Origin of the sequence: Anabaena sp. CCY 9402-a, assembly GCF_963920945.1 — a bacterium.
GTDB classification, from domain to species: domain Bacteria; phylum Cyanobacteriota; class Cyanobacteriia; order Cyanobacteriales; family Nostocaceae; genus Trichormus; species Trichormus minutissimus.
This window is the reverse complement of sequence record NZ_CAWUDL010000041.1, coordinates 16,394-34,721: the sequence shown is the minus strand read 5'-3', so window position 1 is coordinate 34,721 and position 18,328 is coordinate 16,394. Positions and strand designations below refer to the sequence as shown.

General features: G+C 42.6%; 16 protein-coding genes. 7 read left to right on the top strand and 9 right to left on the bottom strand.

Annotation, left to right across the window (positions count from 1 at the left end; genetic code table 11):
- Positions 1-140 precede the first annotated feature (140 nt).
- Entirely contained in the window at positions 141-2,735 is a 2,595-nt protein-coding gene (locus ACM0OR_RS16240) for a DUF3458 domain-containing protein (RefSeq protein WP_414577382.1), read from the top strand.
- 56 nt (positions 2,736-2,791) lie between these two features.
- Here ACM0OR_RS16240 and ACM0OR_RS16235 read toward each other — a convergent pair whose 3' ends face one another.
- A complete protein-coding gene (locus ACM0OR_RS16235) occupies positions 2,792-4,195 on the bottom strand; it encodes a glycosyltransferase family 2 protein (protein ID WP_323265147.1) in 1,404 nt (467 codons plus the stop codon).
- A gap of 861 nt (positions 4,196-5,056) precedes the next feature.
- Here ACM0OR_RS16235 and ebsA point away from each other — a divergent pair.
- The 5 genes from ebsA to ACM0OR_RS16210 all read left to right on the top strand — a co-directional run bounded on the left by ebsA (position 5,057) and on the right by ACM0OR_RS16210 (position 8,706).
- Positions 5,057-5,434, top strand: coding sequence for a type IV pilus biogenesis protein EbsA (ebsA, locus tag ACM0OR_RS16230; RefSeq protein WP_190701136.1), 378 nt, complete (start codon positions 5,057-5,059; stop codon positions 5,432-5,434).
- Positions 5,435-5,752: 318 nt separating this feature from the next.
- On the top strand, positions 5,753-6,841 hold the full coding sequence (locus tag ACM0OR_RS16225; RefSeq protein ID WP_323265148.1) for a phosphotransacetylase family protein: 1,089 nt from the start codon (positions 5,753-5,755) through the stop codon (positions 6,839-6,841).
- Positions 6,842-7,123: 282 nt separating this feature from the next.
- A complete protein-coding gene (locus ACM0OR_RS16220) occupies positions 7,124-7,627 on the top strand; it encodes a DNA recombination-mediator protein A (protein WP_323265149.1) in 504 nt (167 codons plus the stop codon).
- Positions 7,628-7,702: 75 nt separating this feature from the next.
- On the top strand, positions 7,703-8,098 hold the full coding sequence (locus tag ACM0OR_RS16215; RefSeq protein ID WP_190701143.1) for an MAPEG family protein: 396 nt from the start codon (positions 7,703-7,705) through the stop codon (positions 8,096-8,098).
- Between the two features lie 116 nt (positions 8,099-8,214).
- Entirely contained in the window at positions 8,215-8,706 is a 492-nt protein-coding gene (locus ACM0OR_RS16210; RefSeq protein WP_190701145.1) for a YajQ family cyclic di-GMP-binding protein, read from the top strand.
- Positions 8,707-9,096: 390 nt separating this feature from the next.
- On the opposite strand, the gene ACM0OR_RS16205 is transcribed toward ACM0OR_RS16210, so the two are convergent.
- Entirely contained in the window at positions 9,097-9,714 is a 618-nt protein-coding gene (locus ACM0OR_RS16205; RefSeq protein WP_323265150.1) for a PEP-CTERM sorting domain-containing protein, read from the bottom strand.
- A 547-nt stretch (positions 9,715-10,261) separates the two neighbouring features.
- Here ACM0OR_RS16205 and ACM0OR_RS16200 point away from each other — a divergent pair.
- A complete protein-coding gene (locus ACM0OR_RS16200) occupies positions 10,262-11,578 on the top strand; it encodes an alkaline phosphatase PhoX (protein WP_414577379.1) in 1,317 nt (438 codons plus the stop codon).
- Between the two features lie 122 nt (positions 11,579-11,700).
- Here ACM0OR_RS16200 and ACM0OR_RS16195 read toward each other — a convergent pair whose 3' ends face one another.
- From ACM0OR_RS16195 to ACM0OR_RS16165, 7 genes are all read right to left on the bottom strand, one after another.
- On the bottom strand, positions 11,701-12,285 hold the full coding sequence (locus tag ACM0OR_RS16195; RefSeq protein WP_323265152.1) for a Uma2 family endonuclease: 585 nt from the start codon (positions 12,283-12,285) through the stop codon (positions 11,701-11,703).
- A 77-nt stretch (positions 12,286-12,362) separates the two neighbouring features.
- Positions 12,363-12,944: a Uma2 family endonuclease gene (locus ACM0OR_RS16190; protein ID WP_323265153.1), complete on the bottom strand. Its 582-nt coding sequence runs from the start codon at positions 12,942-12,944 to the stop codon at positions 12,363-12,365.
- A gap of 61 nt (positions 12,945-13,005) precedes the next feature.
- A complete protein-coding gene (locus ACM0OR_RS16185; protein WP_414577378.1) occupies positions 13,006-13,737 on the bottom strand; it encodes an HAD family hydrolase in 732 nt (243 codons plus the stop codon).
- Between the two features lie 162 nt (positions 13,738-13,899).
- A complete protein-coding gene (locus ACM0OR_RS16180) occupies positions 13,900-15,036 on the bottom strand; it encodes a S1 RNA-binding domain-containing protein (RefSeq protein ID WP_414577377.1) in 1,137 nt (378 codons plus the stop codon).
- Positions 15,037-15,458: 422 nt separating this feature from the next.
- Positions 15,459-15,566, bottom strand: a complete 108-nt coding sequence (locus ACM0OR_RS16175; protein ID WP_066380730.1) for a photosystem II reaction center protein T — start codon at positions 15,564-15,566, stop codon at positions 15,459-15,461.
- Between the two features lie 172 nt (positions 15,567-15,738).
- Positions 15,739-17,268, bottom strand: coding sequence for a photosystem II chlorophyll-binding protein CP47 (gene psbB, locus ACM0OR_RS16170; RefSeq protein WP_190701162.1), 1,530 nt, complete (start codon positions 17,266-17,268; stop codon positions 15,739-15,741).
- Between the two features lie 548 nt (positions 17,269-17,816).
- A complete protein-coding gene (locus ACM0OR_RS16165; protein ID WP_414577374.1) occupies positions 17,817-18,140 on the bottom strand; it encodes a hypothetical protein in 324 nt (107 codons plus the stop codon).
- Positions 18,141-18,328 lie beyond the last annotated feature (188 nt).

Genomic DNA, 18,328 nt, shown 5'->3' with positions numbered 1-18,328 from the left:
CTTGGTGAAAAATGACGAGCTATCCTAATCTATATGAATACTTGAGAGTATTTGTACTGGGATTAGGTGATAGGTGACAGGTGACAGGTGACAGGTGACAGGGGACAGGGAAGAAAATTTAACTAAGGTGATTTACATATATGCCACACTCTTATTCTTTTGATACCGAAAATAATGGATACAAATCTTTTGAATTGCCAGGAGCTAGACCACACTATAACCCAGACCGCCCTGGACAGGTAGAACATATTTTTCTCGATTTGAATTTGGATATACCTAACCAAAGTTACCAAGGTAGTTGTAGCATTCGTTTATTACCCATCCGTAATGGTATAGAGCGTTTGACTTTGGATGCGGTGAACTTGCAAATCCAATCTGTCAAAGTGGATGAGGGAGAGCAAACGTTTGACTATGACGGCGAACAACTAACTATTGAGTTGTCAGAACCAACCCAAGTTGGCAAAAAATTATTAATTGCGATCGCCTATTCTGTAGAAAAGCCCCAACGCGGTATCTACTTTATCCACCCAGACACCCACTACCCCAAAAAGCCCCTACAAGTCTGGACGCAGGGAGAAGATGAAGACTCCCGCTTTTGGTTTCCCTGTTTCGACTACCCCGGACAACTGTCCACCTCGGAAATTCGTGTCCGTGTACCTAAATCATTAGTGGCAATTTCTAACGGGGAATTAATTAACACCACAGAAGATGGTGAAGATAAAACTTACCATTGGTTACAGCGACAAGTTCATCCCACTTATTTGATGACTCTAGCCGTAGGTGACTTTGCCGAAATTCAAGATGAATGGCAAGGTAAACCAGTCACGTACTACGTAGAAAAGGGACGCAAGGAAGATGCTCACCGCAGCATGGGCAAAACTCCCCGGATGATCGAATTTTTGAGCCAAAAGTATGGTTATGCCTACGCTTTCCCCAAATACGCCCAAGTTTGTGTGAGTGACTTTATCTTTGGGGGAATGGAAAATACTTCTACTACCCTGTTAACAGACCGTTGTCTATTGGATGAACGGGCTGCTTTAGATAACCGCAACACCGAAAGTCTGGTAGTTCACGAACTAGCACACCAATGGTTTGGGGATTTACTGGTTATTAAACATTGGTCTCATGCTTGGATTAAGGAAGGAATGGCTTGCTATTCGGAAGTCATGTGGACAGAACACGAATACAGCCAAGAAGAAGCAGCATACTATCGCTTATCAGAAGCGCGTAGTTATTTGAGTGAAGATAGCGGTCGCTACCGGAGACCGATAGTAACTCACGTTTACCGGGAAGCGATCGAACTTTATGATCGCCACACCTACGAAAAGGGGTCTTGTGTTTATCACATGATCCGCGCTGAGTTAGGCGACGAATTATTTTGGCAGGCAATACAAACCTTTGTCCAGGATCATGCTCACCAAACTGTTGAAACTGTAGACTTGCTGCGAGCGATTGAAAAAGCTACGGGACGCAATCTAGCTTTTCTCTTTGATCAATATGTTTATCGTGGCGGTCATCCTGATTTTAAAGTGACTTACGCTTGGGATGGAGAAGCTAAGTTAGCCAAATTGACTGTGACTCAAACCCAAGTACCAGCAGATAAAAACAATAGTAAAGAATTATTTGACCTGAAAATCCCTGTTGGTTTTGGCTATATCCAAGAGGAATCTACACAAGTCCAAACTGTGACGGTGCGAGTCAATCAACGGGAGCAAAGTTTTTACTTCCCACTGGCAGCTAAACCAGATTTTATCAGCTTTGATGTGGGGAATCATTTCCTTAAAACTGTGTCTTTGGAATATCCTGTACCAGAGTTGAAAGCCCAGTTAACATCTGACCCTGACCCAATTTCACGGATTCATGCGGCGACAGCTTTAGCGAAAAAAGGTGGATTAGAAGCGACTAAAGCCCTCGGTGCAGCCTTGAAAGATGAACCGTTTTGGGGTGTGCGGGTAGAAGTCGCCAAACAGTTAGCAGAAATTAAATTAGACCAAGCCTTTGATTATTTAGTTACGGGTTTAGAAGACAAAAGTCCTTACGTGCGCCGAGCTGTGTTAGAAGCTTTAGCGCAGATTAAAACCCGTGCTAGTTACAAAGCTGTTAAAGAAGTCGTGAAAAATGGCGACAAGAGCTACTACGTAGAAGCCACCGCTTGCCGAACTTTGGGATCTATCGCAGCCGTCAATTTAGAAGACAAACCCAAAGAAGAAAAGGTAATTAAGCTATTGCAATCTGTTCTAGAAGAAAGAGCCGGTTGGAATGAAGTTGTCCGTAGTGGTGCTGTTAACGGTTTAGCTGAACTCAAAACTTCTGAAGCCGCCCTAGATTTGCTGCTAGATTATACCAAAATCGGTGTAGCACAACCCTTGCGGTTAGCAGCAATTCGTGCTTTGGGTAAAATTTCCGTTGGTCAAAGTCCAGTCAATTTAGAAAGACTGATCGGGAAATTAGCTGAACTTGCCAAAGAAACCTTCTTTTTAACCCAAATGGCAGTTGTAGCCGCCTTGGGACAAATGGAAACACCCAAAGCCATAGGAGTTTTGCGATCGCTCGCTGAACAAACACCAGATGGCCGTGTGCGTCGCTATGCTGAGGAAGAAATGACCAAAGTGCAGAAAAATATTGGCACAGAAACAGCGTTGCGGAAATTGCGTGAAGAATTCGACCAACTCAAACAACAAAACCAAGAATTAAAAAGCCGTTTGGAAAATTTGGAGGCGAAATCCCAAAACTAAGTGCTATTAGAGTAGCCTGTACAGAGTGCTGAGTCCTCAGCACTCTTGATACAGAATTAATGGCTGCTACCCGTATGCACCGTTTTCACCCATTTCAAACGCTTTGGTCTAACCGACATCCGTGCTGTGGTACTGCTGATTACTACTAGCCAGTGCAACATATATAAAGTGCCGCGCACTGTTTGCAGCAGCAATACAAAAGGTGTGTAAACGGTGAATTTTTGCTCTTGGCGTATCCGCTTCAAGCCAGCATACATACCTACCACTGACATTGTGACCGACAAGCCAGTAACTGGGCCTAAAATTGGTAGGCGATGACGAGCAACTGACATGAATAAATCAGGGATAGCTGCCGTTGGCAAGATATACATGGTGAACATGAACATGAGTAAATCCCATGTTTTGCGTGTACCCATGCGATTTTTGAGGATTAAATCCCAATAATCTAAAAAACGCTGATAGCCGCCCTCTGCCCAACGGTTGCGCTGATGCCAAAGTGCAATCGCATTTGTCACGCCTTCTTCCTGCACGGCTGGGTAGAATACACACTCAATATCCCAGCTATCTAAATGCAGGCGCAAAGTCATATCCAAGTCATCGGTGATGGTTTCTTCATTCCACCCGCCAAAACTTTCTAAGGCTGCACGACGCACGAATTGCCCATTACCTCGCAGTTCACCAATTCCACCGACGGCACGCTGCTGCTGAAACCAGGTATCTAGAGCCATTTCTGCCATTTGTCCCTTCGTCCAAAAATTTTCTTTGGCGTTGGCTATGGCTTTTCGCACTTGCACCGCCCCCACCTTTTCGCGTTGGAACAAAGGTACTACTTGAATTAATAAATCTGATGCAACTTCAGCATCTGCATCAAAAACAGCAATAAGTTCGCCTTTTGTCAAGGGCAAAACTTGATTTAAAGCCCCCGATTTACCGCCAACTGCTTGGGCAGAACGCCTGAGTATTTTTAGGTTATTGTACTCCTCGGCTAATTCCGCTAACACATGGGGTGTTTTATCGGTGCTGTGATCGTCAATTATCCAAACTTCGTATTGCCCGTTGGGGTATTCCAGATTACAAAGATTTTTGACTAATTTACCAATTACAGCCTCCTCATTTTTCGCAGCTACCAATATAGAAATGAAGGGTAATTCACCCTGTATTTCTTTTTGGTAACGGCGGGGTTTGGCAAACACTATGACCAAAGCATGAATACCAACAATGGTAGTCAACCCTAAGACAAAGATAGAACCCCAGGAAGCTAAATGTAAGGCGATCGTACTGCTCCAGACTATGGTTAAAACTAGAGCTGCTTTACCTCTACGCCCTTGAAACCGGGATGGTAAAGACAAATCCCGCGTTTCTACCACTGACTCCTCCGTTTCTGATAGGTCAGACAACAGGGAGTTGAGTGGATCAAGTTCTTTGTAGGAATCGTTATCGGGCCAGGAATTCGCTGGCATAAGTTACTTGATTCAAAAACCAGTATTTGTCTACACCTGAAAAGAAGCTGGGAATCAGGTAACGCTAAACTGTCTAAGCAAACTTTGTCTATTTCTAGCCATTACATAGAGAGAAAAGTATAAAATAATACTAATAACTCAAAACACAATAGACTTGTTCCGCAATCGGAACTTTGACTAGGGGTAAGTCAGAGCAAAGTAGCAGCAGCTTATTGTTGGCAGAAATTGCAATAAACGCATTTACTCCCTGACGGCAGCAATTTGCAGTATTATTGCGCCCAGCTTCCCTAAAAGCTAATGCAGCCTTATTGTAACTGACATTTTAATATTTCTTAGCAGTAACTTTTGTGTCCACTATTATTTTCTCAGCACTACAGTAGTTTCAAGGATCAACAAGTAGGGAAGATAGCTTGAGCTAAGAAGCAGGGGAGAAGTCCCGCCGCCCCTTATCACCCTTCCCCCTTCTGGCAATGACTCAGCACGCGACTCAACGCCCTATTACCGCTAACAGCACTCAAAAACTAACTGTGTACAACACAAGTTTTTTGGGAATACTGCATTGAGAACCAACTATATTCCTAGTACAGCTTGGCGTAAATAGCGCAAAGTTTAGCCACTGCGTTGCCGGGGTTCACCCGGTTGTAGCAAGTGGCGTGGCGGTGTCGGTTTCCGTCCCGCCAAACTTTGTAAGAGAAACCAACTATTCAAAATCAACAAAACACTTACGCTGTATTCATTTTGAACTTTGCGGAAAGTAGGCGGTGTCAGTTTCCGTCCCGCCCAACTTTCCCAGACGAATTTTGAATTTTGAATTCCGCCTTGCGGTACTAGTTGTCAACTAATGTTGAGGAAGATTCAACAATGTCTATTGAGCAACTCCAGCCTGTTAATGCCCAACAAGCAAACGTTTATTTACCTTATGTTCAAGGTACAGCGAAGCGTAATTTCTTACCCTATGCTATCGGTCTATATCAAAAAGGCAATTTAGAAGGACATCGTAAAATAGAAGCTGGTGAAAATGTTCCCTTTGTCGCCTCTTGGAATGTGGCGACCCTACCTTCTGATTTAACCCGTTGCCGAATGCAATTTGATGGCAATGCTGAGTTCAGTTATGAAATAATGATGGCTAGTTTTGAATTTATTAGTTTTTTAATTGAACTTATGGAAAACTATAAACGCTATAAAGTAACTGATTTCTCACAATCTTTTTACCGTAAACTACTACGTGTTGATGAATAATTTAGTCGATTAAAGCTTGAGGGTTGTCAGGGTAAGTTATAATTAAAATATCCTGACACCCTTGTTTTTGTTAGTTAAAATGGAGTAAATTCAGACTATCTAATTTAGCGTTAATTTAAAATTACATCTTAATAAATAATAAAAATATACTAGCCTAGTAGTAAGAATATATAACTATAAAAGCAAGAAAATTAACTTGCAGAAAGAATTTTTAGGAAAATTATATTTTGCGATCGCTAAGATGATTCCGCCAGAACCAATTAAAATTAATAAACACCTGGCTGGGTTTTACTTCCTTTTGAAATTAGGAGTGCATGTGTGCCAAAATCTGCTAAATATTTGCTGATTGGCTCAACCGAAACTTACAGTGGTAAGTCGGCAACAGTCCTGGGTTTGTCTCATCAGTTACAGCAAAAAGGATTGGATATTGCTTATGGTAAGCCCCTAGGCAATTGTTTGAGTACCTCTGATGCCACTGTAGTTGACGAAGATGTCCAGTTTATTACTCTTAGTCTCAACCTATCGGCAAACCGCATTGTGCCGACAATGCTGGCTTTGAATGAAGCCAGTGTGCAAAGACGCTTAAATGGTGAAGACACAACCGATTATCGTCAGTCTTTGGTAGAGCAGTATTTACAAATTCCTAGAGGAGATTTAGTGCTGCTTGAAGGCCCCGGTGATTTGGCGGAAGGCTGTCTGTTTGATTTATCTTTGCTACAGGTGGCTGAGGTGTTAAATGCTAGTGTCATGCTAGTAACTCGCTACAACTCACTACTTTCTATAGAGTCGATATTATCTGCCAAGCAGCGTGTAGGCGATCGCTTGATCGGAGTTGTCATCAACGACATTCCACCAGCGCAGCTAGAGACAGTCAATCATGTGATGCGCCCATTTTTAGAACAGCAGGGCATTCCTGTGATGGCGATGCTACCCAAAAACGATTTACTCCGCAGTGTGAGCGTAGGTGAATTAGTCAAACAGCTCAACGCCGAAGTTCTCTGTCGCAGCGATCGCTTAGATTTAATGGTGGAAAGTCTCGCGATTGGCGCAATGAACGTGAATGCGGCTGTCAAATATTTTCGCAAGCGGCGGAATATGGCAGTGGTGACAGGAGGCGATCGCGTAGAAATTCAACAAGCCGCGTTGGAAACTTCTACCCAATGTCTCATCCTCACCGGACAGCTACCACCACCGCAGTTTATTCTCAGTCGTGCTGAAGAGTTAGAAATACCGATTTTGTCAGTTGACTTAGATACCCTCACCACTGTAGAAATTGTTGACCGCACTTTCGGTCAAGTCCGCGTTCACGAACCAATTAAGGTTCACTGCATCCGCCAATTGATGTCTGAGCATTTTGACATTAATCGTCTGTTATCTAAGTTAGGTTTAACGCCTGCAACAGTCTGATTTGAGTGCTGAGTAGTGAGTGCTGAGTGCTGAGTGGGGAGTGCTGAGTGGGGAGTGCTGAATTGTGTTAGCAGTAGCACGGCGTTGAGCCAGGTGCTGAGTGGGTATTAGTTCTTTGTCCCCCGTGTCCCCCTTGTCTCCCGTGTCCCCCTTGTCTCCACTCCCCACCCCCTAATTGCTAGATAAATTAAGAAAACTTAGTAGTATGTAACTCAAGTTCGCTTCGGACTTACACGCTGTTTGGTAGAATAACGGGGTTGTTTAATCTGATTACCTCCGTCTTTGAGCCAATCAACAGACCTTATTAACCTCGATACGTTGGCGCAAGAACTGGCGACAATCCAGCAAACAGGTTCTAAACGAATCGCCTTGTTGGGGTCGCGTCATGTGCCAATTACGCATCAAAATCTGATTGAAATGATGACTTATGCCTTAGTTTTATCAGGCAATCGAGTCCTCACATCCGGTGCTACGGGTACAAATTCAGCTGCTATTAAGGGAGCAATGCGGGCTGATCCGAACTTGCTGACGGTAATTTTGCCTCAAAGCTTAGAACGCCAGCCCCATGAATCTCGCCAGCAACTAGAGCAGGTTATGCACTTAGTAGAAAATCCTAGTAATGATAACTTGTCTCTGGCTGAAGCTAGTTACATCTGTAACAAAGAGATTGTCTCCCGTTGTCAGCAGCTGATCTGCTTTGCATTTCATGACAGTCGCACTCTGCTACAAACTTGTGGAGATGCTGAAGAACAAAGAAAGGTGGTGACACTTTTCTACTTTGATTAGTCAGCAGTCAACAGTCCACAGTCGAACCCATGACTGACTATGAACTATAGACTAATGACTATGGAGTAGAGACAGATGATTATTTTTTTGTATGCGATCGCCGCAGCTGCGGTGTTAATTTACCTGCCATTTTTAGTTGTAGGTTATGCTCGTATGCGCGTTGGGTATGATCGTTCTGCCCCTCGCGCTATGTTTGATAAATTGCCAGCCTATGCACAAAGAGCTACTTGGGCGCACCAGAACTCATTTGAAACGTTCATGGTGTTTGTTGCGGCGGCACTAATGGCTTATGTAACTGGTGTGAATTCTTCTATAGCAGCATGGGCTGCGATCGCTTTTGTTGTGGCTCGTCTGCTATTCTCGATATTTTATATATTGAATATACCGCTATTGCGATCGCTCATGTTTGGCATTGGCTCTCTTAGCTGCGCTACTCTTATTGTTCTGAGTATCATGCAAGCTAAGGGTTAATTGGGGGATTGGGCAGAAAAAGTCAAAAGTCAAACAATTATTTCTTGTCTCCTCTGCTTCCTCTGCTCCCCATTTTCCCTAGTCCAAAATCCAACATTTCAAGTCCAACATTTCTTATGGCTTCTACTTATTCCTTTGACATTGTGAGTGAATTTGATCGGCAAGAATTGGTGAATGCTGTTGATCAAGTCATCCGAGACCTCAAAAGTCGTTATGACCTCAAGGATACCCAAACTACTGTTGAGTTGGGTGAAGAAAAAATTACTATCGGCACAGATAGCGAGTTTACCCTAGATTCTGTTCACAATATTTTGCGTGAAAAGGCTGCCAAGCGGAATCTTTCCCAAAAAATCTTTGATTTTGGCAAAGTAGACTCCGCAAGTGGTAATCGCGTCCGTCAAGAAATCACCCTCAGAAAAGGCATCAACCAGGATATTGCCAAGCAAATATCTAAATTGATTCGTGACGAATTCAAAAAAGTCCAAGCGTCAATTCAAGGTGATGCTGTGCGAGTTTCTGCCAAAGCTAAAGACGATTTGCAAGCCGTCATGCAACGCTTAAAGCAAGAAGACTATCCTGTAGCTTTGCAATTCACTAATTATCGTTGACATACTCACCGACATAGAATGTCGGTGATTCTTGACAGTTCACAGTAACCCGCTACCGAAATAGTCTTACAGTCACTCCCTGCCCGTTTAAGGTCGTGGTGATGCCCCATCCCCACCCTTCTCTGCGTTCCCTGCGGGACGCTGCGCCAACGGGTTCGCTACTTCGACGGGACGGAGACCGACACCGCCGAGTAGATTCACCATTTCTATATTTTTGGATGCGTTTTCATCTATTTCTTGCTCAGTACCGCAATTTAAACAAAGTATTGAGCGAACAGAGAGGTCAATTTTTCCCCAACGAAAGCCACAACATCAAAATACATAAAGCCTGCAAAAGCAGGCTTTATTAAAGTTCTAATCAGACTAACTGCGACTTTTCAAGTTTACTGTCTAGTTAGATGCTGTTTTTTTCTTTAAGAATCCGCCCAAAGAACCAACTACCAACAAACCTAAAATCGCGCCAGGTTCAGGAACTGAGGTTGCTGTCAACTGACCACCATTATCCAATCTACAGTTAGGAAATGTACTGCACACTTCTGGGGATAGGTCATCTTTCAAGAAAATCCTAGCTGTCGGTAGTCCTTCGGCTGGATTGAGATAAGTATAGAAATCTAAACCTGCAACTGCGGTGTTAAAGTCAATTCCCAAATCAAAGCCGTTAGCTGCGTCATAATTGCCAGTTTGCAGCACAGTTTTTGTAACTGTATCAAAGTTGAAATTGAAAGTAGTATCAGCAGGATTAGGAAAACTGTACTTGAATGATTGCAACAAATTTCCGTCGGGGTTGAAGAAGGAAATAGCAAATCTACTCAGTTGATCTCTAGTGACAATAGTTCCCTCGAAAATATCGTCATAGCTGAAATTTCCTGTTGCTGTATAACCTTGATCTCCTTGCCAATCAATCTCAAAAGTAGCTGCATTGGCACTGGAAACGTTAATTAAAGTAGCCATTGAGGTGACTGCAACAACTGCGACTTTAGCTGTGATTTGGTTACAAATGCTTTTCATTTTCTTGATAGTAGTAGTAAATTCTGATGTTGTTTCAATTACCAACTTTTTTTGTCAAAATTAACAAAAAACGCTGATATTTCTGCAAAAGGTGAACTGAAAAAAGCGGATTAATATACCTAACTAGACACTTGAAACCTAGCAAAATCCATAAATAATAGACTCTGCTCATAATAACCAGATGCTTTTTTACCTGGGAATATGTGATAACAATTGTTCTTGTTGGGAATACTTAATCCCTAAAACACCTTTGCGGAAATTCTACCATTAGATTCAATCTACTCACATTATTTATATTTAATTTTTCCAAAAAACACAAAAAGTTCCTAATAAATTCAAAGAATATTTTATCGTTATTTAATTTTTCCTTTACCTCTTTTTAACCATTTTTTGTTTCATGATTAACACATAATTTGCTCAGACGATCAATATTTTTTTAATGCCTAATTTTCTACTTATAACCCGTTAATTAAATCAATCATTACCTAATCTTAACCAACATCAATTAATTTTTAACTGGCATTTTCATGTAACCAAAAATATCTTTATGAATTTATCAAGACGCAAATTCTTTACATTAGCTGGTGCAAGTGCTGCCGGAACTCTAGCTATATCACCCTTGGAAGGTCTGCTTGCTAGAGCAGCTTTAGGTCAAACAACACCTACAACTACAGGATATGGGCCACTTTTAGCAGACCCCAATGGCTTGTTAGAGCTACCAGCCGGATTTCAGTACCGCATTATATCTCGTACAGGCGATCTCATGGCTGACGGTAATCCAGTACCTGGCGCTCATGATGGTATGGCAGCCTTCCCAGGACCCAGAAATACAACAATATTGGTTTGTAACCACGAATTGAGCAACACTTCTGGTACACAAGTAAGAGTGCCAAACCGCTACGATCCTGTCAGCAGAGGTGGTACTACCAACTTAGTTGTGGGTCCTAATCGTCAGTTAATCAAGCAGTTCGCCACTCTCGGTGGAACAATTCGTAACTGTGCAGGTGGTCCAACACCTTGGGGTTCATGGATTACTTGTGAAGAGAATGTCAGCGTACCTGGTAGCTCTGATGGCTCTACACAGTTCCACGGTTACAACTTTGAGGTTCCTGCCAGTGCTACTGGTCCTGTAGACCCAGTACCCTTAATTGCTATGGGACGGTTTAATCATGAAGCTATAGCTGTAGACCCTGCAACTGGTATCGTTTATCAAACAGAAGATAGTGGAAGTAGCCTATTTTACCGCTTTATTCCCAACGTACCTGGCAAGTTAGCAGAGGGTGGTAAGCTCGAAGCTCTAGTCATCAAAGGTAGACCTCAAAGCATCACTAATAATAGAGGTGCAAATAGCGGACTTTACCCAATAGGACAAAAATTTGCTGTAGAGTGGGTAGAAATTCCTGACCCTAATCCAGCTACAGATAATGTTCGAGTACAAGGTTTTGCTTTGGGTGCAGCTCAGTTTTCTCGTGGAGAAGGCATCTGGTATGGTAACGGTGAATTGTACTTCTGTTGTACCAACGGTGGTGCAAACAGTGGTGGTCAAGTCTGGCGCTATAATCCTAGAACTGAGATGATTGATCTGTTTGTAGAGTCTCCATCTAGAGATGTTCTGGATGCTCCTGACAATATATGTGTAGCACCTTTTGGCGACCTTATCCTCTGCGAAGACGGTGGTGGTGATCAGTATCTCAGAGGTGTAGATACCACAGGTGGACTCTATAATTTTGCACGTAATGCCTTAAATGGCAGCGAATTCTGTGGAGCTTGCTTCTCTCCCGATGGTAATACGATGTTTGTCAACGTTCAAAGTCCTGGTATTACCCTCGCAATTTGGGGTCCTTGGAATAGCAACAGAGGCTGATAGAAACTCCTAATATTCCAGTATCAAACCTCTTGTAACCCAAGCTGATAATTCAAAAAAGAAGAGAAATTTTGCGGGAAAAGCGATCGCCTTTTTGTTAGTGTGAGATCAGGCGATCGCTATTAATTCCCTATTACTGGTGGTAACATCTCTAAAACCAGAATTTCTACATCAGGAAATTTTAAGGGTGCGATCGCCCCATCTTCTGCCAAAATTAATTTACTTTGGTAGCCCTCTGGACTCGGTTTGCGGAAAACGTACAATTGACGGCTAACTACATCTAACACCCAATAATCTTGAATGCCTGCTTGCGAGTAAGCTTTGGCTTTAATTTCACAATCTAGCTGGCGACTGCTATCTGCTACCTCAATAATTAGATACACTTCAGAAGGTGTAGGATGGTGATCTGCGTAGTCCAGTGGGTCTACTTTCACAACAGCAATATCTGGTTCTGGTTCAGATCGTTCATTTAACTTGACAGGATCTTGAACACATATCAAAGCTAGGTTACTTAATCTATTTTGCAGCAATCTATCTGTTCTTCCCACTGCCGACCGATGGGCTGTTCCTTTAGCAATCATCCAAATAATCTTTCCTTCTAAAAGTTCTACTCTTTCCTCTACACCAAAAATCCCAGCCTCAGCCATCCGGTGGTATTCTTCCACTGTCCAGAGGCGAAGTTGTAACGTCGTTTCTGTGTTTTGCATGAGTTTTTGCCTACGGAGAAAATTTGATATTTGATTATCTTCGACTTGACACATAAACACTAATATGTTTCTTAAATTTAAGATTTTTCCCCTGCATTAAAGATTTGGGAAACTTGCAGATTTAGCTGACTAAATTGAGGAGAGACAACTAAATCATCACCAGAAAAGTTACCAAACTCTGTGTAAGTATTACCAGTTAATTCTAAAACTAAAACAGTCTGCGCCTCTGGGTCAACAATCCAATATTCAGGAATACCGCAATCTTGATACTGCATCCGCTTGGCGATGAAATCTCTATGTCTTTGTAATTCCCCTGGACTGACTACTTCTATTACTAGTAGAGGAGGTAGCATCGTCAGACGAATGGTATTACGCTGTGCTAACTGCTGAATATGTTCTTCTCGAATAATAGTTAAGTCAGGGTAACGGTTTCTGGGTTCGCCTCTGACTTCCAATTCCAAGCCATGCCCCCGTACCCTTTTGTAGCCTAACAGTGAGGCAAATTGAATTAATAGGAATGTAGCAATCTGAACGTTAATTCCTGATTCTGGAGGCATTTCGATTAATTCGCCATTAAATAGCTCATAGAGTTTATCTGTACCATCATCATAGGATAAGTATTCTTCAAAACTTTGAAATTGATGTTTAACTTGTAGCATCAGATTTTCTCCATGAGCAGACACTATTCACGAGATACCTACTTCCTATTATGGTTGTTAATTATTCGATAATTTGAATTTCATCAAGTCTGTTAATCACCACATCTGCACCTTTAACGTTATCTGGTTTACCAACCCAAGTAATCCCAATACAACCTGCGGCTTTAGCATTACGAGCCATTTGCATATCACCAACAGCATCACCCACCATTAATGTATTGTCTGGTTGTACTTCTAATACTTGGCAAGCTTGTATAAACAGTGCTGGATCTGGTTTACTTAGTCCATCATCTACACCTATTTGTGCTTGGATATAATCACTTAATTGATATCGTGCTACAAAGTCTCTGACTTCTGCTGTTGTAGCTGCGGAAAGGATACCAAGCTTAATTCCTGTTGTTGAGAGGGAGCGCAAAACCTCTAGAGTTCCTGGAAATATAGGTGCAGGAGTTTGATTAACATATTTTTCCGCTTCATCTAAGGATTGACGAGCTATTTGCAAAGATTCAAACCAACCTCTCCCAGTTTCCGCGATATAGGCGGCGGCGGCGATTTCTGTTTCTCGCCGACTGGCTACTGCGATTAAGCCAGCATGATCTAGGGTATTGCTGTTAATCCCAAAAGCCATTAACAATGGTTCGCCAATCCCAGGGATTTGAGCATCTATTAACCGGGCTGCTTTTTGTCCGAGCGATCGCAAATAGATTTCTGAGTCTTCTAATGTACCATTTTTGTCAAAAAGAATGGCTTGAACATTGTCAAACTTGATTTTTTTACATTGAATAGTTAGCAAAATATTTCTCTACCCCAAAAATTGTTACTACACAGTTAACATCTCAACCCAACCTTGTATATTGAAAGAAGTAGTATTGCATCCCTACTTAACTATCAATAAAAAAAGAGGGATTTCCCCTCTTCCATAAATGCGATGATCTTTGTTAATTAAAGTATTTTATTACTCTTCAATAGCGGCTGGTATTTCTTCTACTGCTTCGGTTTCAGCTACTGCTTCGGTTTCAGTTACTACTTCAGTTTCAGCTACTGCTTCAGTTTCAGCTACTGCTTCAGTTTCAGCTACTGCTTCAGTTTCAGCTACTGCTTCAGTTTCAGCTACATCTTCTGTTGCTGGTGGAATTTCTTCCTCAATTTCACCCGCACTTTCTACAACTTCTGCTGGTGTAGCAATACCTTGTTGTTTAGCAAGCATCTGTTCTCTATACTTAGCTGCCATTTCTTCTGCTTTGTCATAAACCAAATCACGGTTTTTAATCATGTCACCGGGTTCTGGTTCTAACTGTTTGGTAGATAGAGATATTCTGCCTCGTTCTGCATCCAAGTCAATGATCATCACTTTCACTTCATCATTAACATTGAATACGCTGTGGGGTGTATCAATATGCTCGTGAGAAATTTCTGAGATGTGCAACAAACCACTGACACCGCCAATATCAATAAATGCACCGTAAGGCTTGATGCCACGCACTGTACCAATTACTACTTCGCCCACTTCTAGGCGGTTCATCTTCCGTTCAACTAACGCCCGACGATGAGATAGGACTAGGCGGTTACGTTCTTCGTCTACTTCGAGGAATTTTAATGGTAGTTCTTCGCCTACCAAGTCTTCTTTAGGTTTGCGGGTACTGATGTGAGATCCGGGGATAAAGCCACGTAAACCCTCAATTCTCACCAATGCTCCCCCACGATTGGTCGCAAACACGCCGGAACGCACAGTAGCATCTTCTGCTTGTAGCTGTCTCACACGCTCCCAAGCACGCATATACTCAATCCGACGGATGGAAAGAGTTAGCTGTCCATCTTCATTTTCATCGGTGAGGATGAAAAATTCCCTGGTTTCGTTGGATTGTAATACTTCTTCCGGGGCATCGACCCGGTTTATAGACATTTCTTGTATAGGTATATATGCTGCTGTTTTAGCACCAATGTCAATCAGAGCGCCACGCGGTTCTATACTAAAAACTGTACCTGGTACGACATCTCCGGGGCTAAAATGATAATCGTACTTATCAAGGAGGGCTGCAAAATCTTCGTGAGTAAATCCAATTTCTGTAGCGGTTAAGTTCTGATTGACCATGCTGATTTGTTCCTGGTTCTAGTCTCCGTAAAAGGTTATGCCATAATAGCGATAATCCATGCAACTGCCTTAACGGCAATGTACAACTATATCTCCCAATCCTAGCGTAGAAAAGCTAGTGTTAACACATATCAACTCCCAGATAGAAAATTATATCATATCTATCTGTGAAATTTTTATTAACAAATTTTTGCTTTTAAGGGTGATGCCCCTTTAGCTACAGGAAAATCTTTAGCTACGTATTTAAAATACTTGATAATCCAGTATTAACTAGATAATTTTTCCTGCATTTACAACAATACTACCTTTTTTAATCTTTTCGCTACATTGGTCAAAAAGTAAAACCAAAAAAATATCCGTTGTTCCTACCAGGAACAACGGATAAAAGTTTTATATAAATTTACAGATTTGGTATTAACTACCTACTTATCTTCTTTTTTCTCAATGCGGGGGGGTTCGCGGAATGCGATCGCAAAGAAAAGAACACCAATTGCCAAGGTCAAAATTAAAATGTACGCAACGCTTTCCATGTCAAAAGCTCCTTAAAGTGCTGAGTTTTGAGTGCTGAGTGCTGAGTGCTGAGTGCTGAGTTCAAGACTTCGCTCGGAAATCGTTACTCATAACTCAGCACTGAATTTAGAGTTTTGAGTGCTGAGTCCAAGACTTAACTCGGAACTCATTACTCATAACTCAGCACTGAATTTAGAGGGCTTCTTTACGGCGGGTTGACTTGTCACCCACTTTCTGGAATAGACCCCATTCGACTTGCTCTTCTAGATCCGCTTCTACACCAGCAAATACGTCTCGGTAGATTGTCCGAGAACCATGCCAGAGATGACCGAAGAAGAATAACAAAGCAAATACAGCGTGTCCAAAGGTAAACCAACCTCTGGGAGATGTACGGAATACACCGTCAGAGTTTAAGGTTTCGCGGTCAAATTCAAAAATTTCGCCGCCTTGAGCCTTACGAGCATATTTCTTCACATCGGCTGGATCTGTAAAGGTTTTGCCATTGAGATCGCCACCGTAGAAGCTAACAGTTACACCTGTTTGCTCAAAGCTATATTTAGATTCTGCCCGACGGAATGGAATGTCAGCGCGGACGATACCATCAGCATCGGTCAAGATGACAGGGAAGGTTTCAAAGAAGTTGGGCAGACGACGGACATTTAATTCGCGTCCTTCCGCATCTGTGAATACTGCGTGACCTTGCCAAGATTGGGCAATACCATCACCTTTGACCATTGGCCCTGTACGGAATAGACCACCTTTAGCTGGGCTATTACCTACATAATCGTAGAAAGCCAGTTTCTCAGGGATTTGTGACCAAGCTTCTGAGAGGCTTGCACCTTCAGCTAGACTGCTTTGTACACGGCGGTCAATTTCTTCATGAAAGTAACCTTGATCCCATTGATAACGGGTTGGGCCAAATAATTCGATTGGGGTAGTGGCGTTACCGTACCACATAGTACCAGCAACGACAAAAGCCGCGAAGAATACTGCTGCGATACTGCTGGAAAGTACGGTTTCAATGTTACCCATCCGCAGGGCTTTGTAGAGCCTTTCAGGTGGTCTAACAGTGAGGTGGAATAACCCAGCAATAATACCAACTACGCCGGCTGCGATGTGGTGAGCCACTACACCACCGGGGTTAAAGGGGTTGAACCCGGCTGGCCCCCATTCTGGTGCTACGGGCTGGACGCTACCAGTGATCCCATAAGCATCAGAAATCCACATACCAGGCCCAAATAGACCTGTTAAGTGGAAAGCACCAAAACCGAAACAGAGTAAACCAGATAAGAACAGGTGAATGCCAAACATTTTTGGCAAGTCAAGGGCAGGTTCACCAGTGCGGGGATCTCTGAAAAGTTCCAAATCCCAGAAAACCCAGTGCCATACAGCAGCTAGGAATAATAGACCAGAAAGAACAATATGCGCTGCGGCAACGCCTTCAAATGACCAGAAGCCAGGGTCAACTGCTGAAGCACCAGTGACACTCCAACCGCCCCAAGATTCGGTAACGCCTAGACGTGACATGAAGGGTAGCACGAACATCCCTTGCCGCCACATCGGGTTGAGAACAGGATCGCTGGGGTCATAAGTAGCTAGTTCATACAATGCCATTGAACCAGCCCAGCCTGCCACCAAAGCTGTGTGCATCAAGTGTACAGAAATTAGCCGTCCTGGATCATTCAGAACGACTGTATGTACTCGGTACCAGGGTAGTCCCATCGACTACGCTCCTCCTCGATGAGTTGTGTTTACAAAACAATTTTCTTACTTAAGGTTCTAAGGTTAGCAGCCTAACCTTGGACTTCTCTGAATTTTTTTATTGCCAGAGCTTGAACACTGCCATATCTCAAGCATTTTAAGCTAGAGAGTGACTTTTTTAGCAACGCTGACACACTTCGGATCAATTATTCCGCAGGGTAGCGATCGCTAAGTAAAAATGAGAATGTTTTAAAAAGTGTAACTATTGATGGAACTGTTTGCAAGCGTGTAAATAGATGCGCTCGTTTGGTCTGCGAGATTCATCTTGCCAGGAATCAGGGTCAAAACATATCTGACAGATGGTTACAAATATTTACATTTGGGGATTGGGGACACTTCCTGGATTTCTCACTTGTGAGAAATCCAAGGGGTGTGGGAGGTGTGGGAGGATGGGGAAGAAGTCTTACCCCCCACACTCCTCTTCCCCCTGAAGCCTACACTATGCGTGAGAAATCCGGGTAGGGACTGGGGATTGGGGACTGGGGACTGGTGTCTCCCTAATCCCTCACCTAAACTACTGACTGAATATTCTGCAATTGACACTTGGCTTCAGCAGTACCTAGGCGGTCAATTACTTGTTCAGCCGTCATTAACCGCTTTAGCACTACTTGCCCGATGCTTTGACTAACAAATTCCGATGCGTTTGGTTTTACTTCTACGGTTATTACAACCTCTTCAATGCGATAAAGCCACATTAATTCGTTATTTTCTACCAAACAAATATTCAATCGTTGAATATCTGGTGGTCTTCGCCATGCTGTTATTTGCCATAATCCATCAGATGCCCAAACTCTGCCAACAGTCCATCCCTCAGAAAGAAAGAAATATTTCACGATTTTAATCTCACTATTTAGACTTGATAATTTACTTTTTATCCACTGCCAATCATCTTGTTTGATGATGTATAAACATGAAATCTGCTAGTCAAGCCATCATTATTTATCCCTTGATAAAAAGAATTGCACAAGAAAAATTTGAGATATTTATCAGATTTATTCTTGGGGTAGATTTGATTAAAATT